This window comes from Rhizobium sp. 3T7, from assembly GCF_020166565.1.
Classification (GTDB): Bacteria; Pseudomonadota; Alphaproteobacteria; order Rhizobiales; family Rhizobiaceae; genus Rhizobium.
Genome location: NZ_JAIQXS010000008.1, coordinates 175,580 through 196,298, shown reverse-complemented (window position 1 = coordinate 196,298; position 20,719 = coordinate 175,580). Strand labels below are relative to the sequence as shown.

Below are 20,719 nucleotides of genomic sequence, written 5' to 3'. Positions count from 1 at the left end.
ACATGACCATCCAGGAGATTTCAACCACGCGCCGTGCTTTCCTCGCCGGAAGCGCCGGTCTCGTCATCGGATTTGCGCTGGCGCCGAGGATTGCCGCCTTTGCCGCCGACAAAGGCGAGCAGGCTGGCGGTTCGGACGCGCTCGTGACACTCAACACTTTCGTGAAGGTCGGGACCGACGACACGGTGACGATCCTGTCGAAGCATATCGAGTTCGGGCAGGGGCCGTTCACCGGTCTCGCGACGCTGATCGCGGAGGAACTCGATGCCGATTGGGGGCAGATGCGTGCCGTGCATTCGCCCGCCGATGACAAGATCTACGCCAACCTTGCTTTCGGGCTTCAGGGTACCGGTGGCTCCACGTCGATTGCCAATTCCTACGAGCAATTCCGCAAGGCAGGAGCGACGGTACGCGCCATGCTGGTTGCAGCCGCGGCCGATGAGTGGAAGGTTCCGGCGAGCGAGATCACCGTCGAAAAAGGCCGTGTCAAGCATCCCGGTTCCGGCAAGGAGAGCGGCTTCGGCGCCCTGGCAACGAGGGCCGCCGCCATCAAGCCGCCGGCCGACATCGAGCTGAAGGATCCTGCAAAGTTCACTCTGATTGGGCAGGAACTGCCAAAGCTCGACACCGTCTCCAAGACCAACGGCCAGGCAATATTTACGCTGGACATCGTGCCGGACAATCTGCTGGTCGCGGTGGTCGCCCACCCGAACCACTTCGGAGCAACGGTCAAATCGTTCGACGATCGCGAAACGCGCAAGGTGAAGGGTGTTGTCGACGTCAAGCAATTGCCGCAGGGTGTCGCCGTCTATGCCGACAACACATTTGCTGCGTTGAAGGGCCGTTCGGTCCTGAAGGTCGATTGGGATCTTTCCAATGCGGAGACGCGCTCCAGTGACCAGCTTGCAGCCGACTATGCGAAGGCGCTGACGGACAAGGGCGTCACTGCCGCCGAGAAGGGCGATGTCGAGAAGGCCTTCGGCGACAAGGGGCTGAAGACCCTGGAAGCGCAGATCATCTTCCCGTTCCTTGCTCATGCGCCCATGGAGCCGCTTGACGCCGTTTTCATTAAGGCGGCGGATGGCAGCCTCGACGTCTATAACGGGGCCCAGTTCCCTGGCGCGGACAAGAATACTGCGGCAAAGATCGTCGGGCTCGATCCGTCAAAGGTCCGGCTGAACACACAGATCACCGGTGGCAGCTTCGGACGCAAGGCGCAGTTCGGCTCGCCCTATATGCAGGAGGCGGCCGCCGCCTTTGCTGCGACCGACCAGTCGCGCCCGGTCAAGCACATGTGGACGCGCGAGGACGATATCCGCGGCGGCTATTACCGGCCGATGTATCTTCACAAGATGCGCGGCGCCATTAACGCGGATGGCCGCATCGTCGCCTGGGACCAGGCGATCGTCGGCCAGTCGATCCTGGGCAAGGCGGATCTCGACAGCACATCGGTCGAGGGGGCTTCGGACCTGCCTTACGACGTGCCGAACCTCAGGGTGATCTCGCATAATGTGAAGCTTGCCGTGCCGCCGCTCTGGTGGCGATCTGTCGGACATACACATACCGGCTTTGCGGTCGAGACCTTCCTTGACGAGCTCTTCCAGATGGCCGGCAAGGATCCGGTGGAAGGGCGGCTCGAGCAGATGAAGGAAGACCCGCGTTACGCGGGCGTGTTGAAGAAGGCGGCGGAGCTTGCTGATTGGGGCGGGAAGGTAGAGGAAGGCAGACAGCGCGGCGTGGCCGTCGTCAAAAGCTTCAACACCTATGTCGGCCAGGTGGCGGAGGTGTCGGCCGGGGCCGACGGAGCACCGCGCGTGCACAAAGTCTGGTGCGCGGTCGATTGCGGCGTGGCGATCAATCCGAACGTCATCAAGGCGCAGATGGAGGGCGGCATCGGCTACGGTCTTGGTGCGGTTCTGTTCGACGCCGTGACACTCGGCGAGGGCGGCGCGATCATGCAGTCGAACTTCCATGATTACCGGTCGATCCGGATCAACGAGATGCCGGATGTCGAGGTGGCTGTCATCAAATCCGGCGAGCCGCCCACCGGTGTCGGGGAGCCCGGCGTGCCGCCAGTCGGTCCGGCGACCGCCAATGCCTGGCGGCGGCTGACCGGCACACCCGTTCGTAGCCTGCCAATCGTTGCCGTGACGACAAGCTGAGGGAGGCGGACATGAAAAGCAGACTGGCACTCGCCTGCGCGGCAGGCGGCCTCTCCCTTATTGCGGCCTTGCCCGCCTCGTTCATGGCGCTGGCGCAGACGGCGCCCGTGTCCGACAGGTCGACACTCAAGCCCGTGGCATCCTTCTCGTCGATCGCCGATCAGAAAGCACGCTCGGTCGCGCTCTTCAAAGAAGCGGGCAAAGTGATCGAGCATCCTCGATGTCTGAACTGCCATCCGGCGGGCGACAAGCCGCTTCAGACGATAGCCATGCATCCGCATCAGCCGCCAGTCACCCGCGGCGACGGCGGCATGGGCGTGCCTGGCATGATGTGCAACACCTGTCACGGTGCGGAGAATGCAACCATCGTCGGTCAGTCGCCGACGTTGAAGAGCGTTCCCGGCAATCCGGCGTGGCATCTGGCGCCGATCGAAATGGCATGGGTGGGCAAGTCGCTCGGCGAAATCTGTCAGCAGCTCAAGGACCCGACGCGCAACGGCGGCAGGGACCTGAGCAAGATCGTCGAGCACATGTCCCATGACAACCTCGTCGGCTGGGGCTGGAACCCGGGCGAGGGCCGCGAGCCTGCACCCGGCACCCAGGCGGAGTTCGGTGAACTGATCAAGGCCTGGGTGGATACAGGAGCCGCCTGCCCGGCAGGCTGATGAGAATAGCGCCAAGCGCTGGTCAGTCCTGGCGCTTGGCCACACCGAGGTTCATCTTCGAAGTCAGATTTGCAGAGCGAAATTACGTCGGTATTTCTCGCCGCGCCGTTTGACAAAATATGCATTATCACCATATGAGCTTCATGGGCCGCCTGCGCGATTTTCGCGCGGGCGGTTTTGCGTTTGAATGGTCTGGTTTGTGCAATTCATTCGCATCCGCACCGATGCCTGCGCAGGGGATGAAAATGGACGAAAAGGGCAATCTCACGGTTCGGCGGCTGGCGCTCTGGGGTATCCCGATGTCGCTCGGGGTCATGGGCCTGAAGATGGTCGCATGGCGAGTGACAGGCTCGGTGGCATTGCTGTCGGACGGGCTGGAATCGACGGTGAACGTCGTTGCCGCCTTCATCGCCTTCTTCGTCATCCGCTATGCACAGAAGCCGGCCGATCACGATCATCCGTTCGGACATCACAAGGCGGAATATCTTTCGGCCGTGACCGAAGGCGCGCTGATCGTCGTGGCGGCGCTGTTGATCGTGAATGAAGCGATTGGGCATCTCTCCGATCCGCGGATGTTGGATGCGCCGGCGCTTGGTCTTGCGATCAACTTTGTCGCCGGCGTGATCAATGCCGTCTGGGCGCAGATCCTGATCAGGACCGGACGCAAGTATCGCTCGGCAGCGCTGACAGCGGATGGCCATCACATCATGTCCGATGTCGTCACCTCGGTCGGCGTCCTGGTCGGCCTGCTGCTGGCGCTGGCCACCGGCTATGCCATCTTCGACCCGGTGCTCGCCATCCTGGTTGCCGTCAACATTCTCTATCAGGGCTGGAAGGTGATCTCGCATTCGATCGGCGGCTTGATGGATCAGGCGGTCACGCCCGAGGAGGAGGAGGCGATCAAGCAGGCGATTGCCACCCATGCGGCAGGCTCGATCGGCGTACATGACCTGAAGACACGCCGCGCCGGAACGGTCACCTTTGTCGATTTTCATCTTGTCGTGCCGGCCGCCATGTCTGTAAGGCAGGCGCACGATATCTGCGATCGCCTTGAAGATGCCATCCGTGCAGCGCATCGGGGTTCCAGCATCGCCATACACGTGGAGCCAGAGGGCGAGAAGGCCCACGGCATTCGCGTCAAAGTCATCAAGGAGGCTTGAATGCCCACAACAGATGTATCCAACCTGTCCATGCTGGGCAGCCAGACGGAATCTCCGAAATCACCCGAGGAAGCGGTGCTAGAGCGAGTGCCGTCGAGCCATGCCGGCACCGACTACGTCGTCCGCTTCACGGCACCAGAATTCACGTCGCTTTGCCCGATGACGGGTCAGCCAGACTTCGCCCACATCGTGATCGATTACATCCCCAACGAATGGCTGGTGGAATCGAAATCGCTGAAGCTGTTCCTGCATGCCTTCCGCAATCACGGTGCCTTCCATGAGGATTGCTCGATTTATATTGCCAAGCGGCTGGTCGAACTGCTCGACCCGAAGTGGCTCAGGATCGGCGCCTACTGGTATCCGCGCGGCGGCATTCCGATCGACGTTTTCTGGCAGACCGGCAAGCCGCCCGAGGGCGTTTGGCTGCCCGATCAAGGCGTCGCCACCTATCGCGGTCGCGGCTGAGCCCTGGCGATTTGGTTGAGAGGCCTGGAATTCAAACGTTGTCGCGGTCGAGTGTAAACTTGGCAATATCCATTTGGATCTGGCGCTTCTCGCTGAAAAGGCCGGCTCTCAGAAGATTGCGCGCCTTCACGAGTTCGAGACGCAAGCGCATCAAATGCTTGCCCAGCTTGCTCTTTGGCCTGAACGTATCGTCCTCGGATGCCCGAAGGAAGGGCGCCTTGTTTGCGCTGTCTTCGAGAAAGCGCAATTGGACCACGGGGGCCGGTTCGATCTGAAAGGCCGTAATCCACGATCTATGCCAGAAATATGCATCGACCAATGCATAGTTCTTCGTGTCTTGAAGCATTTTCGCCGCTGCGCGTGGCCCTATGACATAACCCGCCAAGCCGAGCCGGTTTTGAAAGACGCGCGTCGCCCGGTGGCCGCTGTGATCATCGGTCCAAAGCGGTGACTTCGCCATGATATGGGGCAGGGGTACGAATTCCAGATCGTAGACGCAGTTCCAGTCGTCGTCACGGTCGCGGATAGTCCTTATCACTTCGGCAATATCGCTCGAAAGGACGGCATCGTCCTCCAGGATGATGGTCCTTTCATTTCGCTCCACGACGGCGTTCCATGCCATTCGATGCGAGGTGAAACAGGCGATGTCCTGGCGAAGCGTCGGACTTGGCCAGTTGTTGGCCGCTTCCTGGCAGGCCTCGAGAGATAGGTCGCTCGCCTCGAACGCGTCGAGAAAACGATATTCCAATCCGAGTCTCGCCATCTGCCGAGATTGATAATGCCTTCTCTCGTTCTCGGACTTGCGACTGATGATAAGGATATTCAACAGATCTTGCCTAGTAGATGGCCATAGCGTCCAAATCTTATTGAGAACTCTGTCTCTATCGTCAAGGTTGATCGTCGATGCCTCACGACGTCCGTGCGTGGACGCGGCGACGATCAGGCGGTCTCCGGCAAGGCCGCCAGATCGCGTCAGACATTGAAGCTGTCGTCATTGCCGAAGTCGGATTGATCGTCATCGGCGGAATCGTCATCGTTGGTGTCGTAGTCGGCTTGCTGAACACTGGCAGTGTCGTCGTTGTCGTCCTTATCGTTTTTCGTGTTGTCGGCTGCCTGCTGCTTGTCACCATCGTTACTGAAATAGTTGTTGATGACCGTCTCTTCTGTCGGCGCGTTGGCGAAGGGATTGTTACCGGCAAGCGGTGAACCCAAGCCAAGCGACGACATGTGGCTCCCGAAGATACCGCTCAGCGAATTGGCAAGCAGCATGCCGCCTGCGACGCCTGCCGCCGTGCCGAGCGCGCCTTGCAGGAAGCTGCCACCTGCCGAAGGCGCCGCCGCCTGCGGGCTCCATGGCCCGGTTGGCTGCTGTGGCATGGCGCGGGGGGTGTCGAAACCGCGATCCTGCTGGATCTGCTGGCGCGGCGCGCTTCCCCATGGACCGGAGGAGGGCGGCGGCGCCGCCGGCTGCTGGGGCGGTGTCTGGCTGGTGCCGAAGATCGAACTGAGGAAACCGCCGCCTTGTTCGGCCTTGTGATATTCGCTCTGGTCGGCCTCGAGCACACGAATGCGCTCCTCCAGCTGCTTGATATGATTGGCGGCCGCTTCCAGCCCCTTTTCCTGCACGATAACGGCCTGCGCAAGATAATAGGTGGCATAGGGCTGCTCGCTCGTTCCCTGGTCGATCAGCGCTTCGGCGTCATGGTCACGCGGCGTTGCCGATGCGGTGCGGACACGCTCGAAAAGGGCGGTCAACAATTGGCGTTCTTCAGGTGACATGGCCGGTCTCCTTTGTTGCTGGCGATCTCGCGCCTAGGGATGACGTAGGAACGGATTTCGACTTTTCAAAGCCGTGCCAAGTTACATTTCGGTAAGCCGCGCCGTCTGCCTAACCATATCTTCATCCGTTCCGTGGCTTGTCTTTTTCCCGCATTGTTTTACGCATGGAGTCGCACTATGTGCGAGGAACCCGAATTCGACGCAAGAGAGGTTCGAATGTACGAAGAAGAAGAACAGGACGACAAGACGAAGGAACTGCCGCTCGGCAAGGAAACGGAGGCGAACCTTTTCAAGTCGCGTTCGATCTTCATCTACGGGCCGATCACGCAAGAACTCGCGCAGAAGGTCTGCACGCAGCTCGTGGCGCTTGCCGCGGCCAATGACGACGATATCCGCATCTACGTCAACTCACCCGGCGGCCATGTCGAATCCGGCGATTCGATCCATGATATGATCAAGTTCATCAAGCCGAAGGTCTGGATGATTGGAACGGGCTGGGTCGCGTCGGCCGGCGCGCTGATCTATGTCGCAGCGCCGAAGGAGCGGCGCATTTGCCTGCCGAACACGCGCTTCCTGCTTCACCAACCGTCCGGCGGCACGCGCGGCATGGCTTCCGACATTGAAATCCAGGCTCGCGAGATCATCAAGATGAACGAGCGTCTGAACAAGATCATGGCTGAAGCAACCGGTCAGCCCTACGAGAAGATCGCTGCCGATACCGACCGCGACTATTGGCTGTCTGCGGAAGAAGCCAAGGCCTACGGCCTCGTTTCGCGCATTATCACGTCGCAGTCCGAGATCTGATTTCATGCTATGAAAAGCGCCCTTGCTTGCCGGCTGGCAGGCGAGGGCGCTTTTTCGTTTTCGTACCGAGCCGCGGAGTTCCAACATGCCCGATCTGCATTACGAGAATCCGCGTCTGGCAGCCCTTTATGATCTTGCTTGCGGCTGGTCCGAGGACCGGGATTTCTACCTCTCGCTGGTAGACGGCGGGCCGAAGTCAATCCTCGATCTTGGCTGCGGCACCGGGCTGATCTGCGATGCCTATGCGGCACGCGGTCATGACGTGACCGGCGCCGACCCCTCGGCACCGATGCTCGATATCGCCAAGCGCAAGCCGCATGGCGACAGGATCGAATGGGTCGAGTGTTACTCCCAGGATTTTCGATCCGAAAAGCGCTTCGATTTGATCATCATGACCGGTCATGCCTTTCAGGTATTGCTCGACGAGAGCTCCATTCTCGCCACCTTTGCCGCCATGCGCGAGCATCTGGCGGATGGCGGCTGCATCGTCTTTGAGACTCGCAATCCTGAAATAGACTGGAAAGCCTGCTGGGACGGCGGTGCGGTCGAGATCGTTCACGACGGGCTTGTCGTTCGCAAGACGCGCGACGTGGTCTCTTACGGGAAGGGGCGGATTCATTTCGAAACTCGCTATCAGTTCCCCGAAGAGACGCTTGTCTCAGAAAGCGAGCTACTGTTTCTGCCGCGCAGCGATATCGAACGGCACCTCGGGGCTTGCGGGCTGCGCGCCGAAGCCCTCTATGGCGATTGGGACCGTCAGCCTTTCGACCAGCGGACCTCCGAGGAGATGATCTTCGTCGTCCGGCGCACGTCGTGAGTCAGGCAGCAAGGCACACTCTCAAGCAACGTTGGGCCGCCAGGCGATCACGCCTTCGGTGCGTGCACGGACATCCGGCGACGCCAGGCAGGTTGCAACCGCCTCATAGCCGGGCGCGGGCGGCCGCGATCACCCTTCAGGACCTGCGCAATCTATGTGAGGCTGAGGCCGAGCGCGCGAAATGCGACAATCTCGCCAGCGCGGGCCATCTCATCCGGCCCGTATGCGCGCCAGCCGGAAGATGTGCGCAAGGGGGCGAGGAGGCCGCCTTGCTCATAGATCCGCAAGGCCTTGATGGAGATACCGAGCCGCGCTGCCGCCTCGGAAGGGCTCAAAAAGTGTGCGGAATGACTCACGACTCACCTCGTTGGCTGTTTGTCGCCCCGCTTGTCGGGGCAGCCCCAGGGGACAGGTCAACAGGTATTTCGAACATTGGGGGCGCTTCTTTGCAGGACGGTTCGATGGTGCAGGAGAACGAAACTTGGCCGTCGCGGACTTGTGTTCTTTGCGCGTGTAATGCTCCATGCGGCAGTTGCATTCAGTTCGAGTCCCGCCCATGCTCAAAGACTTCTCCGTTCAAAGCCTGTTTATGGGCATCCTCACGACGTTCGTGGGGTTTGCCAGCTCCTTTGCGGTCGTGCTGCACGGCCTGCAGAGTGTCGGCGCGACGGATGCGCAGGCGGCATCGGGCCTCATGGCGCTATCAATCGCGCTGGGGCTCTGCGCGATCGTGCTGAGCTCCGTGACGCGGCTGCCCATCAGCATTGCATGGTCCACGCCCGGCGGGGCGCTGCTTGCAAGTACCGGTGTGGTCGAGGGCGGGTTCAATGCGGCGGTCGGCGCGTTTCTTATCTGCGCGGTGCTGATCGTGATCGCCGGCCTGTTCAAGCCGCTCGGCCGGGCGGTTGCGGCCATTCCCGCGCCGCTCGCCAATGCGATGCTCGCTGGTGTGCTGATCGGGTTGTGCTTTGCGCCGGTCAGGGCGATCGGCTTCAATCCGTTGCTCGGCTTGCCGATCGTGTTGGCGTGGATCGCCGTTGGCGCGGTCAAGCGACTCTGGGCGGTGCCGGCGGCTCTAGCGGCCTTCGTGCTTGTGGTTGCCTTCGGCGTTGACATTCCCGAGGGGGCGTTTGGCTCGATCCAACAGGCGCTGCGGCCGCCGGTCGAGTTCGTTATGCCCGTCTTCAACCTGCCGGCTTTCGTCTCCATCGCCCTGCCGCTTTTCATCGTGACCATGGCGTCGCAGAACATCCCCGGCATCGCCGTCCTGAAGGTGAACGGCTACGAGCCGAAACCCGGGCCGCTCTTCTCGGTGACGGGCCTCTTTTCGATCCTATCAGCGCCGTTCGGGGGGCATGCGGTGAATCTGGCTGCCATCACAGCTGCAATGTGCGCCGGCCAGGACGCGCATCCCGATCCCGCCCGACGGTATTGGGCCGTCCTCGTCTCAGGCATCTCCTATGTCATTCTCGGACTACTGGCAGGCGCGGTGACGACCTTCGTGGCCCTGGCGCCGCCAGTCCTGATCCAGGCGGTGGCTGGACTGGCACTGGTCGGCGCTTTCTCCGGCTCGGCCATGGCAGCGTTCCAGGCACCGGAATCGCGAGAGGCGGCGGCCATAACGTTTCTGGTGACGGCATCCGGCGTGTCCTTTGCGGGAATCTCCGGCGCATTCTGGGGATTGCTCGCCGGAGGGTCGATGCTGGCCCTGTCACGTTTTGTGCAGGCGGCGAAAAACTAGACGGAGGGATTGCCAGTTTTTTGTACCCCGGCTATAAGCGCGACCATGAAGAACACGGGCATCATGATTTTTGAGCAGATTGCACGCGGGCGTATCGCCCTGCGCGACAATACGCGCGCCCTGACTTCGCTTCTTCTCCTCGGCCTTACGCGCGGTTGCCGGGTCCGTTGAGGAGCGCCCGGCGGCCGAAAGCCCGCCCAGGCCATCGCTCCTCGTGACCAATCCCGAAAACTGATCAACCGGATGCTTTCGCGCCGGATTCGTCATCGCCAAGCCAGACCCGATACGCTATGACGCGGCTGGCCAGATGACGGGAAGAGGAAGAGAAGACATGGACACGAACACCCGCTCCCAAACCAAAGGCATGCCCGAGGCGGCGATCAAGTATCGCGCCTATCCGCAGGTGAACATCCCTGACCGTACATGGCCGTCCAAGACGCTGACCAAGGCGCCGATCTGGTGCTCGGTCGATCTGCGCGACGGCAACCAGGCGCTGGTCGACCCGATGGGCCACGACCGCAAGGCCCGGATGTTCCAGTTGCTGCTCGACATGGGTTTTAAGGAAATCGAGATCGGTTTCCCATCGGCATCGCAGACGGATTTCGACTTCGCGCGCTGGTGCGTGGAGCAGGCCAACGTACCTGATGACGTGTCGCTGCAGGTGTTGGTGCAGTGCCGTCCGGAGCTAATTACCCGTACGTTCGAGGCGTTGGAAGGGGCGAACCGCCCGATCGTTCACTTCTACAACTCCACTAGCGAATTGCAGCGTCGTGTCGTGTTCGCCAAGGATGTCCAGGGCATCAAGCAGATCGCAGTCGATGCGGCGAAGATGATCTCCGACATGGCTGCCAAGGCTGGCGGTGGCTACCGCTTCGAATATTCGCCGGAGAGCTTCACCGGGACCGAACTTGAGGTGGCTTTGGATATCTGCAACGCCGTCATCGAGGTGATGAAGCCGACGCCTGACAATAAGCTGATCGTCAACCTGCCGTCCACGGTCGAGATGGCGACGCCGAACGTCTATGCCGACCAGATCGAGTGGATGTGCCGCAATCTCGACAATCGCGAAAACCTGATCATTTCGCTGCATCCACATAACGACCGCGGCACCGGTATCGCTGCTGCCGAGTTGGCCTTGCTGGCGGGTGCAGATCGCGTCGAAGGCACGCTGTTTGGCAATGGTGAGCGCACCGGCAACGTCGACGTCGTCACCATGGCGCTGAACATGTTCACTCAGGGAGTCGATCCGGAGATCGACTGCTCCAATATCGTGCGCATGAAGGAAGTGTTCGAATATTCGAACCAGATGCCGATCGGCGAGCGCCACCCTTATGTCGGCGAACTGGTCTACACGGCTTTCTCCGGCTCGCACCAGGACGCGATCAACAAGGGCATGAGGGCGATCAAGGTTGCCAACCACCCGGTTTGGGAAGTGCCTTACCTGCCGATCGATCCGCAGGATGTCGGCCGTACCTACGAGGCGATCATCCGCATCAACTCGCAGTCCGGCAAGGGCGGCATCGCCTACATCCTGCAGCAGGATTACGGGCTGAACCTGCCGCGCAACCTGCAGGTCGAATTCCGCGAAGACATCCAGCGGATCACCGACGAAGAGGGCAAGGAATTGCCGTCGAAGCGCATCTACGACCGTTTCATCGAGCGCTACGTGACGCAGCCGCAAGGCCGCATCAAGTTCGTCGATCACCACACCTATGCCGATCCGGAGCACAAGGGGCAGCGCATCGTCGCCGCCGAGATCACCGACAACGGCGAGACGAAGCGCATCGAAGGCAAGGGCAATGGCCCGGTCGACGGCTTCGTCAACGCGCTCTCGCACTATCTCGGCATCGACATGTCGGTCGAGGACTATTCGGAGCACTCGCTGCAGCATGGCTCGAACGCCGCGGCCATCTCCTACGTCGAGACCTCTTATCCGGGCGGCAAGCTCTTTGGCGCCGGCATCAGCACGAACATCGTCGGTGCATCCCTGGAGGCGATCGTCTCTGCCGCAAACCGCGTGCTCGAGGTCAAGGCTGGAAAGGCCTGACGCGCTCTGGTGCAGCGGACCATTCCGCTGCACTCCTTCCTGGACAGTGCTGAGAATTTCCAGGCGTCGTCATTCGCGCGGCCGCATCGTTGCGGCCGACCCGAACATCAGATCGATGCCGCAACCTGCATGGCGAGCTGGCCGAGCGACGCTTCCGACGAGGGGCCAACGAGAACATAGGACGTGCCGGCATTGTGCCAGGCAACCACCCCGATCTCGTCCTTGATCGTTTCTTTGAAATCGTCGGTCTCGGAGGGCAAGCTGTCCTTGCGGAAGCAGATGGAAGCCAGATCGCCATCGGAGCTCGTGTAGACCAGCTGGCCGACCGGCCGGCCGTCGCCGATGAAGACGCGTGCACCCTGGAAGGTCCAGCCCTGATCCGACAGGTCAGGCACGCGGAATGCAACGCCAACCGTTGAGGTCAGCCAGGTGGAAATTTCCTCCGCCTGCGTCGACGGCACCTCGAAAATATGACGCGGCTGGCGAGCGATCAGGCGTTGGTTGGCGATGACGTCTGTCAACCATTCGCTGGAATCCGCGGCGGCTTCGATCGTTGTCGGGGGCGCCGATTGCATGGTGCTGGTGCTGCCGGCGGCGAAAAAACCGATGCCGCAGCCGGCGATGAAGAGGATGATTGCTGCCGCAAGAGCCTGTGGCCCGGTCGGCGCAAGCTTAAACGAGGCCCGCGAAACGCGCGAGGCAACCGGAGCCTTCGGTGGCTGTGCGCTCTTGATCGACCGAACAAGGGCGAGGGGAACCGGTTCCTTGAGAACCTCGTCGAGGCGGTGCTTTCCGAAGTCGGCGCCGTGTCGCAGCTTATCATAGAGCCGCTTGGCACCCTCATCGTTGGCCAGGCGCTGCTCCAGCTCCTGCTTCTGTTCGGGCGTCGTCTCGCCATCCAGCAGGGCGGTTAGCTGAGCATCGAGCGGAAGTTTTTTGAAATCGAGCAATTCAGTACCTGTGAGAATAATTGTCCGCGATGCTGGCGAAATGCAGTCTAGCCGCGGCAAGCTGTGATACGACGATATTGATCGTGACACCCATAATATCGGCCGTCTGTTGATAGCTATGCCCCTCGACGATGACCAGCAGAAACGCGCTAGAGGTGCCTTCGGGCATCTCGGAAAACATGCGGTGGATGACATCAGGATCGACGAGGGAGGCACGGTCGCGGCTCGCCTCGCGGATATCGGTGATATTGGTTTTCGAAACGGCTTGCGGCTTGCGCCGGCGATGGTCGTCACTCCATTGCTGGCGGGCGAGGGTGTAGACCCAGCTCTCCAGACGGCCTTCGCCATTCCATTGGTTGCTCTTGGCGATGGCGCGCTCACACGCCGCTTGCGCGAGTTCGTCCGCACTCGCTGCATCACCTGCAAGGGTCATCGCGAAACGCCGCAGCCGGGGCAGAAGGCCCACCAGGTCGCGTCTGATATCGATGGTCGTCACGGGTTGACGCATGGTCTTTCCAAGTAATGCATGGGCGTTCGGGCAGAACGCCCAGCAGGAGATCGATTTATATCGCTTCTGTGTCCTTTATGAAACAAGTACCTGATGCTTCGCAAGCATCCGGCGGCGTATCCCACGGGTTCTCAAAGCTTTTCTTCGCTGGCACCGGTGCTGCAACCTCAATACGTGCGGTAGCCGTTTAATGCTTGCAGTAGCGAGCGGTAGGCCCAAGTCTGCTCGCCGCCCCGATCCCGGATCTCGACGAGCTGGACGCGCGCTCCTTGTACATCACCCTGTTCCATCAAAGCTTGGCCCATATATGACCGTGCCAGAACATAATTCTCGTCGGCCTGCAGTGCCTTGCGATAATACGACATCCCCAGTTCCATTCTGCCCGCCTTGCGGTTGGCATAGCCGAGGTAGTTCAGGATGCGCGGATCGTTCTGGTTGTTGGCAAGCTGAAGCACGGTCAGGGCGTTGTCATATTGACCGGCATAGGCAAATTCACGGGCTGCCTTGTAAAGGTCGTCATCGTTGAACGAATTCTTCTTCGGAACCACGCATTCCTTGCGCTTTGCGTCCCAGACCTTGCCTTCAGTGCATTTTGTCGTCGTTTCGGTCTTTGGCGGCGGCTTGGTTTCGTCGCTCTCATCACCGATCGCAAGGGCGGATGAAGAGACAGCAACGGCAAGCGAGCCGGCCAAAGCCAGACCGCGAAGACTGATGAACGCCATGGGCATGCAATGACTCCGTGAATTGATGCTGCAAAGACAACAAGTTTACGTGGCAATCGCCAATTGCCAAGGCCTCGGATGCTTTCCGAATTCAAGATACCGTCATCTTCAGTTTCTGAATCAACTTGGCGAGACGATGATTCCGAAGGTCGCGCTAACCCTTGAAAATATCAACACTTTCACTGCATACGCCGTCGCCCATGGAGTTGATGCTGAAGCGTTCCCCGGTCAGTTCCCAGGCGCCCGGAGAGCCATCGATCGAGAACAGATTGTAGGCGGCGCGGGGCTTTAGTCCTCCTGGTCCCTGCGATGCCGAGGCGATGCCGACCACCGGGACGGGGCCAGTCTGGCCGCGCAGCCAGTGGAGCGTGTTCAAATGGGTATGGCCGTGGAGCACCAGTTCGGCGCCGCCGGTGGAGATCACGGCGCCGAAGCGGCGAATGCCGATCATCCGCTTGTAGAAGGACGTTGCGCCACGAATAGGTGGATGGTGGATCATCACGACCCGAAACAAGCCGGCTTCGCCAGCCGCGCGCAGCATGTTCACGGTGTCTCGCGCCTGGCGCTCACCAAAGAAGCCGCTGGCCGCGAAAGGGGGCGTTGCGACGGCTGTCGAGCAACCGACGATGGCGACCTTGCCGCGAACGCGGAGATAGGGAAAGACGTGGCGATCTTCCTGCCATTCGGGCGGCGCGAGGTCGCCGCGCACGTTGTCGTACCATGCGCGCACCGATTTTTCGTAGGCGCCGGGCACGTAAGCATCATGGTTTCCGGGCACGACGGAATTGTCCTCGGGGTCACCGAGTTCTTTCAGCCATGCGGCGGCAGCGCGAATCTCCAAGCCGCTTGCGAGGTTCACCAGGTCGCCGGTGACCGCCAGATGATCGGCCTGCTGTGCGCGTATGTCGTCGAGCAGCAGATCCAGCGTGCTGCCGAAAAGGTGCTTGCGCCGGTTGCGATGCCAGTTCACAAAGCCGGTAATGCGTTTGGAGAAGAGCTCGCGGACGGAAAGGCGAGGGAGCGGGCCGAGATGGATATCGGAGATGTGCGCGAGCTTGAACATGCGAGCAGACATAGCCCAGTAAGTCTGCAATTCAAACACATCTGCTTGAACGGATTAATGGAATTGGAAAAAGCGTGACCGGAACCATCCGCCCCTGGCAATCACGAGTCTTGATGCGCATCGTGCATGTCTATTTCGCGATCGCGCGCGGAATGACGATGGGAGTGCGAGCCGCCTGCTTCGATTCGGCGGGGCGCATCTTCCTCGTGCGGCACAGCTACGTGCCAGGCTGGCATATGCCGGGCGGAGGGCTTGAGCGCAATGAGACTGCCGAGGAGGCCCTGATCAAGGAACTTCGCGAGGAAGGGAATCTGCGTATTCTCGGCCGGCCTCAGCTCTTCCACATCTATTTCAACACGGCGGCCAGCCGACGCGACCATGTTCTCTTCTATAAGACCCAGGTGGAGCAGACGGCACCCCGGCCACCGGACCGGGAAATCGTCGAGTGCGGCTTCTTCGAGGTCGATGATCTGCCAGTGGGCACAACTGAAGCGACGCGCCGTCGCCTGGCTGAACTCGCGGGCGAGCAGGAGCCCGCCCACGTCTGGTAGAACAGAGGCTAGGCCGCTGCCAATCGGGCACGGCCATGCGGGTGGTCGAGATCGAGCGCCGGGCCGACGGGCACGATCCCCGTCGGATTGATCGTCTTGTGGCTGCGGTAATAGTGGTCCTTGATATGGCGGAAGTTCACCGTCTCCTTGACGCCCGGCGTCTGGTAGAGATCGCGCAGATAGGCCGAGAGATTGGGGTAGTCGTCTATGCGGCGGATATTGCACTTGAAGTGACCGACATAGACGGCATCGAAACGAACTAATGTCGTGAACAGTCGCCAATCGGCCTCGGTCAGCCGATCGCGGAAGAGATAACGCCCCTTGCCGAGACGCTCGTCCAGCATATCAAGCGTCTCGAAGAGCCTGACGACATTTTCGCCATAGGCCTCCTGCGTGGTCGCGAAGCCGGCCTTGTAGACGCCGTTGTTGACGGTGTCGTAGACGACGGTATTGAGCTCATCGATGTCAGCGCGCAAATCCTGCGGGTAGAAATCAACGGCCGAGCCGGTCAGATGATCAAAGGCGCTGTTGAACATCCTGATGATCTCGGAAGACTCGTTGTTCACGATCGTATTGGTCTTCTTGTCCCACAAGACCGGGACAGTCACGCGGCCGGAATAGTGCGGATCGGCCTTCACGTAGACCTCCGACAGCGTCTTGGCACCGAAGAGATGATCGCCGGTCGCCCCGTCGCCGACCTTGAACTCCCAGCCGTTTGACAGCATGAGCGGATCGACGACCGAAACGCCGATCAGATCCTCGAGCTTCTTGAGCTTGCGCAAGATCAGCGTGCGATGCGCCCAGGGGCACGCCAGCGAAACATAGAGATGGTAGCGGTCAGCCTCGGCCTTGAAGCCACCCGTACCGGACGGCCCGGCTGCGCCATCGGCAGTAATCCAGTTGCGAAACTGGGAAGCGGCGCGCTTGAAGTGCCCCTTGGTTTCTTTCGTATCGTACCAGACGTCATGCCAGACGCCGTCAACCAGCATACCCATGTTGTCATCCTTCAGATTGTGTTGGGTCAGAACATATCGCAGCTTTTGCTTGTTTGCAGGCGGTAAAGATTGAACACTGCGTCACGCCGTGCGGTCTCTTTCCAAATTCCATTGGACGACCGAATTTTTTCCTGCTATCGGCCATTTCACATTTTGGAACCCGATTTGATGTTTGCACCGAGAAACCTGCGACGACGTTGATGCTCCCGAACGCCGAAGGGCGTGCTCGAGATCCATCAATTCTGTCTATCCGGTTTCCGTCTCATCATGCACAAGCACGATCTGGTCTACCTCACTGAGGACGCGTCACACGACGCTGCAATCGAACACATCAACGAAGAAGCATTCGGCCCCGGCCGGCATACGCGCGCGGCAGCCCGCATCCGCGAGCAGGGACCGCACGATCTTTCACTTTCCTTCATTTGCGCCGATGACGGCGAGACAATCGCATCGGTACGAATGACGCCCGTCCAAGCCGGCTCGGTGAATGGGCACCTGCTTGGACCACTTGCGGTGCGGCCGTCTCACAAGGGCCGCGGCATCGGCCGGGAACTCGTGCGGATTGCCATCGACGCCGCACGCCGCAAGGGTTCGGAGGCGGTCATTCTCATCGGCGATCCACCCTACTACTGCCCGCTCGGTTTCGAGAAGGTTGCTCATAACGCGCTGACGTTTCCGGGGCCGGTCGATCCGGCGCGCGTTCTTGTTGTACCGCTTGCGGGGGACGCGCATGCGCGTCTGAAGGGAACTATCGGCTGGCGGAAATAGGGCGCATGCGGTATTGAGCCCTATGTCAAAGACGCGCTTTGCGTGATCTTTCAGTGGCTTGAAGGGCTTGTTCATGAGCGGCATTTCCATAGATGAGGCGCTGGATCGCGCCGGGACGGGTGCCTTCCAGCGCCGTCTGATCGGCATCTTCGGGCTTGTTTGGGCGGCGGATGCAATGCAGGTGCTCGCCGTCGGTTTCACGGCGGCATCGATCGCCGCCACCTTCGGACTGACGGTTCCGCAAGCCCTGCAGACCGGCACGCTCTTCTTTCTCGGCATGCTGATCGGTGCCGTTGCCTTCGGTCGCCTGGCGGACAAGGTGGGGCGCCGGCAGGTGCTGATCGTCACGGTTGCCTGTGACGCACTCTTCGGCACGCTTTCAATTTTCGCTCCGGATTTCACCAGCCTGCTGGTGTTGCGCTTCCTGACCGGCATGGCGGTCGGCGGGACGTTGCCGGTCGACTATGCGATGATGGCCGAGTTCCTGCCCGCCAGAAGCCGTGGTCGGTGGCTGGTGGCACTGGAAGGCTTCTGGGCGATCGGAACGTTGATCGTCGCGCTGGCCGCTTGGGCCGCGAGCCTTGCCGGGGTGGCAGATCCTTGGCGCTATATTTTCGCGGTCACGGCGCTGCCGGCAGTGTTGGGCCTGACGCTGCGCTTCTTCGTTCCTGAATCACCGCTCTACCTGTTGCGGATCGGACGGGCAGGCGAGGCCAAGGCCATTGTCGACAAGATGCTGGCGCTGCACCAAAAAGCGCCCCTGCCGTCCGACGACGAGATCGTCGCGACGCCGCAGGTGGCGGAAGGGATATTCTCCGAAGAGCTTCGTCGCCGAAGTGCATTGATCCTGGTAATCTGGTTCCTGGTTTCCGTTTCCTACTACGGCGTCTTCACCTGGATGCCGGCGAAGCTGGCCGGCGACGGGTTCGGTTTCGTCCGCGGATACGGCTTCCTGGTGTTCGTCGCACTTGCGCAGGTGCCAGGCTATGGGCTTGCCGCCTATGGCGTCGAGGCTTGGGGGCGCAGGCCGACGCTGATCGGTTTCTGCCTGCTCTCCGCGCTTGGGTGCCTGCTCTTCGTGGTTTCTCCTGATGACATGCTGGTCGGCGCGTCACTGCTGATCATGAGCTTCGCGCTGCTCGGGACGTGGGGCGCGCTGTACGCCTATACTCCAGAGCTCTACCCCACCGCATTGCGGGCGACTGGCATGGGATCGGCAGGTGCGATGGCGCGCCTTGGCGGGCTGCTTGCTCCGTCCCTAATGGCATTCGTCGTCTCAGGTGGATTGGGTTTGGCCATCGGCCTCTTTTCGGGCCTGCTGGTCGTGGCGGCCTTTGCCGCGAGGGCGATCGATACCGAAACGCGGCAGGCAGCGCTCAGCTGATTCCTGCACTAGCGGGCGCCCCATCCATCGCTATCCCCACTTCAAATTCAGTTGATCACAGGACTGTCATGCGCCGTCCCTAGACTTTGGAAGCGCTCTAAAGCGGATGACGTCAATATTATGGGGGTAGTTCGATGACCGAACATATTTCGCAGAAGGAAATCTTTCCGACCAGCCAGCTCGAGGATGCGGATGGCGAGGGCCATAACCGCAGCGACAATCCCACGATGGGGGAAATCATTGGGCGGCGCTTTTCACGTCGCGGCTTCCTGCAAGGGTCGCTCGCCGTGTCCGCCATTGCCGCGACCGTCAGCCCAATTGCGCTGTTGAGCGCAGAAGAGGCTCGCGCGGCAAGCGGTTCGGCCTTCTCCTTCACGGAAGTCGAGGCCGGCGTCGACGCCAATCACCATGTCGCCGAAGGATACAACGCCGATATCCTCCTGCGCTGGGGCGATGCGCTGTTTTCCGATTCGCCGGCCTTTGACCCCAAGAAACAGTCGGCGGAGGCGCAGAGCCGGCAGTTCGGCTACAACAACGACTATGTCGGCTATATTCCGATCGAAGGTTCGTCGGAGCACGGCATCCTCGTCGTCAATCACGAATACACAAATCCGCACCTGATGTTCCCCGGCCTGGTGACGATCGCCGAAGGTAAGATCAAGCAGGCGCCACTTGCCAAGGAGCAGGTGGATATCGAGATGGCGGCTCACGGCGGCACGATCGTCGAGATCCAAAAAGTGGACGGCAAGTGGCAGGTCGTGCCTGATGGTAAGTACAATCGCCGCGTAACTTCGACGACCGAGATGGAGCTGACCGGTCCTGTGGCCGGCCATGAGCGTGTCAAGACGTCTGCCGATGCCACCGGCACCAAGGTCATCGGCACGTTCAACAACTGCGCTGGCGGCGTAACGCCCTGGGGCACCTACATTATGGCCGAGGAAAATTTCCATGGCTATTTCTCCGGCGAACTGCCTGCCGATCACAAGGAAACAGCGAACTACAAGCGCTACGGCGTGCCGGAAGGCGCCTATGAGTGGGCAAATTTCTATGACCGCTTCAATGTGGCAAAGGAGCCGAATGAACCTAATCGCTTCGGCTGGATCGTAGAGGTCGATGTCCTCGATCCGACGTCGACCCCGAAGAAGCGCAGCGCGCTTGGACGCACGAAGCACGAAGGCGCAGCCTCGATCGTCGACAAGGATGGCCGTGTCGTCTTCTACCTCGGCGACGACGAACGCTTCGACTATGTCTACAAGTTCGTGACGGCGGGCACCTATAACGCCAACGATCGCACTGCCAACATGAACCTGCTCGACGAGGGGACGCTTTATGTCGCCAAGTTCGCCGAGGACGGCACACTGCAGTGGCTGCCTGTCGTTTACGGCCAGGGCTCGCTGACCGCTGAAAACGGCTTTGCCAGCCAAGCCGACGTGCTGATCGAGACCCGCCGCGCCGCGGACCTGCTCGGCGCGACGAAGATGGACCGGCCGGAAGACATCGAACCCAATGCCGTCAACGGCAAGGTCTATGTGATGCTCACCAACAACACGAAACGCAAGGCCGACCAGGTGGACGCCGCCAATCCGCGCGCCGAGAACGCCTTTGGCCATGTCATCGAGATCAGCGAGGATGGCGGTGCCTTCGGGGCAACCTCGGGCAAGTGGGAAGTGCTGTTGAAGTGTGGCGATCCTGCTGTCGCCGATGTCGGGGCGTCCTTCTCGAGCGAAACGACGAAGAACGGCTGGTTCGGTATGCCGGACAACTGTTCCATCGATGCCGCCGGCCGCCTCTGGGTCGCGACCGACGGCAACAACAACAAGGCGACAGGCCGCACCGACGGCCTCTGGGCCGTCGACACCGAGGGCGAGGCGCGCGCAACGTCCAAGCTCTTCTTCCGTGTTCCTGTGGGTGCCGAGCTCTGTGGCCCGCTCTTCCTGCCCGACGACCAGACGGCATTCGTTGCCGTGCAGCATCCCGGCGACGGCGGCGACGACTGGTCCGGCCATGGCCGCCCGTCCTACTACGAAGATCTCTCCACCCGTTGGCCGGATTTCAAGGACGACATGCCGGTTCGTCCGGCTGTCGTCGCAATCACCAAGATCGGCGGTGGAAAGATTGCCGTCTGAGTGGTGAATGAC

Annotated in this window: 20 protein-coding genes; 12 read left to right on the top strand and 8 right to left on the bottom strand. The window is 60.8% G+C overall.

All coding sequences use genetic code 11. The features are described 5' to 3' along the window. The first annotated feature begins 2 nt into the window (after nucleotides 1-2). The 4 genes from K9B32_RS14375 to queF all read left to right on the top strand — a co-directional run bounded on the left by K9B32_RS14375 (nucleotide 3) and on the right by queF (nucleotide 4,452). The gene (locus tag K9B32_RS14375) at nucleotides 3-2,162 is read left to right on the top strand and encodes a xanthine dehydrogenase family protein molybdopterin-binding subunit (protein WP_224563173.1); all 2,160 of its coding nucleotides are present in this window, start codon (nucleotides 3-5) and stop codon (nucleotides 2,160-2,162) included. An 11-nt stretch (nucleotides 2,163-2,173) separates the two neighbouring features. Next, the gene (locus K9B32_RS14370) at nucleotides 2,174-2,827 is read left to right on the top strand and encodes an Isoquinoline 1-oxidoreductase subunit (RefSeq protein WP_224563170.1); all 654 of its coding nucleotides are present in this window, start codon (nucleotides 2,174-2,176) and stop codon (nucleotides 2,825-2,827) included. A 245-nt stretch (nucleotides 2,828-3,072) separates the two neighbouring features. Beyond that, nucleotides 3,073-3,987, top strand: coding sequence for a CDF family cation efflux transporter EmfA (emfA, locus tag K9B32_RS14365; RefSeq protein ID WP_224563169.1), 915 nt, complete (start codon nucleotides 3,073-3,075; stop codon nucleotides 3,985-3,987). Then, nucleotides 3,988-4,452, top strand: a complete 465-nt coding sequence (gene queF, locus K9B32_RS14360) for a preQ(1) synthase (protein WP_224563167.1) — start codon at nucleotides 3,988-3,990, stop codon at nucleotides 4,450-4,452. A 31-nt stretch (nucleotides 4,453-4,483) separates the two neighbouring features. Here queF and K9B32_RS14355 read toward each other — a convergent pair whose 3' ends face one another. Beyond that, nucleotides 4,484-5,278: a glycosyltransferase family 25 protein gene (locus K9B32_RS14355; RefSeq protein ID WP_224563166.1), complete on the bottom strand. Its 795-nt coding sequence runs from the start codon at nucleotides 5,276-5,278 to the stop codon at nucleotides 4,484-4,486. Between the two features lie 146 nt (nucleotides 5,279-5,424). After that, nucleotides 5,425-6,231 (bottom strand): DUF2076 domain-containing protein, encoded by an 807-nt coding sequence (locus K9B32_RS14350; RefSeq protein ID WP_224563165.1) that lies wholly within the window; start codon nucleotides 6,229-6,231, stop codon nucleotides 5,425-5,427. Between the two features lie 216 nt (nucleotides 6,232-6,447). Here K9B32_RS14350 and K9B32_RS14345 point away from each other — a divergent pair, with 216 nt between their 5' ends. Further along, complete coding sequence (locus K9B32_RS14345; protein ID WP_224563164.1) at nucleotides 6,448-7,035, top strand: ATP-dependent Clp protease proteolytic subunit; 588 nt, start codon at nucleotides 6,448-6,450, stop codon at nucleotides 7,033-7,035. Between the two features lie 85 nt (nucleotides 7,036-7,120). Beyond that, nucleotides 7,121-7,852, top strand: coding sequence for a class I SAM-dependent DNA methyltransferase (locus tag K9B32_RS14340; protein WP_224563163.1), 732 nt, complete (start codon nucleotides 7,121-7,123; stop codon nucleotides 7,850-7,852). 152 nt (nucleotides 7,853-8,004) lie between these two features. On the opposite strand, the gene K9B32_RS14335 is transcribed toward K9B32_RS14340, so the two are convergent. Further along, on the bottom strand, nucleotides 8,005-8,208 hold the full coding sequence (locus K9B32_RS14335) for a MerR family transcriptional regulator (RefSeq protein ID WP_224563162.1): 204 nt from the start codon (nucleotides 8,206-8,208) through the stop codon (nucleotides 8,005-8,007). Between the two features lie 200 nt (nucleotides 8,209-8,408). Here K9B32_RS14335 and K9B32_RS14330 point away from each other — a divergent pair, with 200 nt between their 5' ends. Then, complete coding sequence (locus K9B32_RS14330) at nucleotides 8,409-9,593, top strand: benzoate/H(+) symporter BenE family transporter (protein WP_224563161.1); 1,185 nt, start codon at nucleotides 8,409-8,411, stop codon at nucleotides 9,591-9,593. 331 nt (nucleotides 9,594-9,924) lie between these two features. Further along, the gene (gene leuA / locus K9B32_RS14325; protein ID WP_224563160.1) at nucleotides 9,925-11,640 is read left to right on the top strand and encodes a 2-isopropylmalate synthase; all 1,716 of its coding nucleotides are present in this window, start codon (nucleotides 9,925-9,927) and stop codon (nucleotides 11,638-11,640) included. A 107-nt stretch (nucleotides 11,641-11,747) separates the two neighbouring features. Here the strand turns inward: leuA and K9B32_RS14320 are convergent, their stop codons facing one another. The 4 genes from K9B32_RS14320 to K9B32_RS14305 form a co-directional block, all read right to left on the bottom strand. Continuing rightward, nucleotides 11,748-12,590 (bottom strand): anti-sigma factor family protein, encoded by an 843-nt coding sequence (locus K9B32_RS14320; RefSeq protein WP_224563158.1) that lies wholly within the window; start codon nucleotides 12,588-12,590, stop codon nucleotides 11,748-11,750. A gap of 1 nt (nucleotide 12,591) precedes the next feature. Continuing rightward, entirely contained in the window at nucleotides 12,592-13,098 is a 507-nt protein-coding gene (locus tag K9B32_RS14315; protein ID WP_224563155.1) for an RNA polymerase sigma factor, read from the bottom strand. 167 nt (nucleotides 13,099-13,265) lie between these two features. Further along, entirely contained in the window at nucleotides 13,266-13,826 is a 561-nt protein-coding gene (locus K9B32_RS14310) for a hypothetical protein (protein ID WP_224563152.1), read from the bottom strand. A 148-nt stretch (nucleotides 13,827-13,974) separates the two neighbouring features. Then, the gene (locus K9B32_RS14305; protein WP_411969709.1) at nucleotides 13,975-14,883 is read right to left on the bottom strand and encodes a metallophosphoesterase family protein; all 909 of its coding nucleotides are present in this window, start codon (nucleotides 14,881-14,883) and stop codon (nucleotides 13,975-13,977) included. A 113-nt stretch (nucleotides 14,884-14,996) separates the two neighbouring features. Between K9B32_RS14305 and K9B32_RS14300 the strand changes: the two genes are divergently transcribed. After that, the gene (locus tag K9B32_RS14300; protein WP_007789910.1) at nucleotides 14,997-15,434 is read left to right on the top strand and encodes an NUDIX domain-containing protein; all 438 of its coding nucleotides are present in this window, start codon (nucleotides 14,997-14,999) and stop codon (nucleotides 15,432-15,434) included. Between the two features lie 8 nt (nucleotides 15,435-15,442). On the opposite strand, the gene K9B32_RS14295 is transcribed toward K9B32_RS14300, so the two are convergent. Continuing rightward, a complete protein-coding gene (locus K9B32_RS14295; RefSeq protein ID WP_224563146.1) occupies nucleotides 15,443-16,429 on the bottom strand; it encodes a glutathione S-transferase family protein in 987 nt (328 codons plus the stop codon). A gap of 267 nt (nucleotides 16,430-16,696) precedes the next feature. On the opposite strand from K9B32_RS14295, the gene K9B32_RS14290 reads away from it, so the two are divergent. The 3 genes from K9B32_RS14290 (at nucleotide 16,697) to K9B32_RS14280 (ending at nucleotide 20,707) form a co-directional block, all read left to right on the top strand. Then, complete coding sequence (locus K9B32_RS14290; protein WP_263490867.1) at nucleotides 16,697-17,197, top strand: GNAT family N-acetyltransferase; 501 nt, start codon at nucleotides 16,697-16,699, stop codon at nucleotides 17,195-17,197. A 73-nt stretch (nucleotides 17,198-17,270) separates the two neighbouring features. Beyond that, nucleotides 17,271-18,581 carry an MFS transporter gene (locus K9B32_RS14285; protein WP_224563141.1) on the top strand — a complete coding sequence of 437 codons (1,311 nt, stop codon included), beginning with the start codon at nucleotides 17,271-17,273 and terminating at the stop codon, nucleotides 18,579-18,581. 134 nt (nucleotides 18,582-18,715) lie between these two features. Next, entirely contained in the window at nucleotides 18,716-20,707 is a 1,992-nt protein-coding gene (locus K9B32_RS14280; RefSeq protein ID WP_224563139.1) for a PhoX family protein, read from the top strand. Nucleotides 20,708-20,719: the final 12 nt, after the last annotated feature.

What these genes read in the sequence shown, in the direction of transcription:
- K9B32_RS14340 (WP_224563163.1), top strand. Translation starts at nt 7,121, where the DNA reads ATGCCCGATCTGCATTACGAGAATCCGCGTCTGGCAGCCCTTTATGAT.
- K9B32_RS14280 (WP_224563139.1), top strand. Translation starts at nt 18,716, where the DNA reads ATGACCGAACATATTTCGCAGAAGGAAATCTTTCCGACCAGCCAGCTC.
- K9B32_RS14330 (WP_224563161.1), top strand. Translation starts at nt 8,409, where the DNA reads ATGCTCAAAGACTTCTCCGTTCAAAGCCTGTTTATGGGCATCCTCACG.
- K9B32_RS14345 (WP_224563164.1), top strand. Translation starts at nt 6,448, where the DNA reads ATGTACGAAGAAGAAGAACAGGACGACAAGACGAAGGAACTGCCGCTC.
- K9B32_RS14290 (WP_263490867.1), top strand. Translation starts at nt 16,697, where the DNA reads ATGCACAAGCACGATCTGGTCTACCTCACTGAGGACGCGTCACACGAC.
- K9B32_RS14300 (WP_007789910.1), top strand. Translation starts at nt 14,997, where the DNA reads ATGCGCATCGTGCATGTCTATTTCGCGATCGCGCGCGGAATGACGATG.
- K9B32_RS14285 (WP_224563141.1), top strand. Translation starts at nt 17,271, where the DNA reads ATGAGCGGCATTTCCATAGATGAGGCGCTGGATCGCGCCGGGACGGGT.
- K9B32_RS14295 (WP_224563146.1), bottom strand. Translation starts at nt 16,429, where the DNA reads ATGGGTATGCTGGTTGACGGCGTCTGGCATGACGTCTGGTACGATACG.
- K9B32_RS14375 (WP_224563173.1), top strand. Translation starts at nt 3, where the DNA reads ATGACCATCCAGGAGATTTCAACCACGCGCCGTGCTTTCCTCGCCGGA.
- leuA (WP_224563160.1), top strand. Translation starts at nt 9,925, where the DNA reads ATGGACACGAACACCCGCTCCCAAACCAAAGGCATGCCCGAGGCGGCG.
- K9B32_RS14310 (WP_224563152.1), bottom strand. Translation starts at nt 13,826, where the DNA reads ATGCCCATGGCGTTCATCAGTCTTCGCGGTCTGGCTTTGGCCGGCTCG.
- K9B32_RS14370 (WP_224563170.1), top strand. Translation starts at nt 2,174, where the DNA reads ATGAAAAGCAGACTGGCACTCGCCTGCGCGGCAGGCGGCCTCTCCCTT.
- K9B32_RS14305 (WP_411969709.1), bottom strand. Translation starts at nt 14,883, where the DNA reads ATGTTCAAGCTCGCGCACATCTCCGATATCCATCTCGGCCCGCTCCCT.
- K9B32_RS14350 (WP_224563165.1), bottom strand. Translation starts at nt 6,231, where the DNA reads ATGTCACCTGAAGAACGCCAATTGTTGACCGCCCTTTTCGAGCGTGTC.
- K9B32_RS14315 (WP_224563155.1), bottom strand. Translation starts at nt 13,098, where the DNA reads ATGCGTCAACCCGTGACGACCATCGATATCAGACGCGACCTGGTGGGC.
- emfA (WP_224563169.1), top strand. Translation starts at nt 3,073, where the DNA reads ATGGACGAAAAGGGCAATCTCACGGTTCGGCGGCTGGCGCTCTGGGGT.
- queF (WP_224563167.1), top strand. Translation starts at nt 3,988, where the DNA reads ATGCCCACAACAGATGTATCCAACCTGTCCATGCTGGGCAGCCAGACG.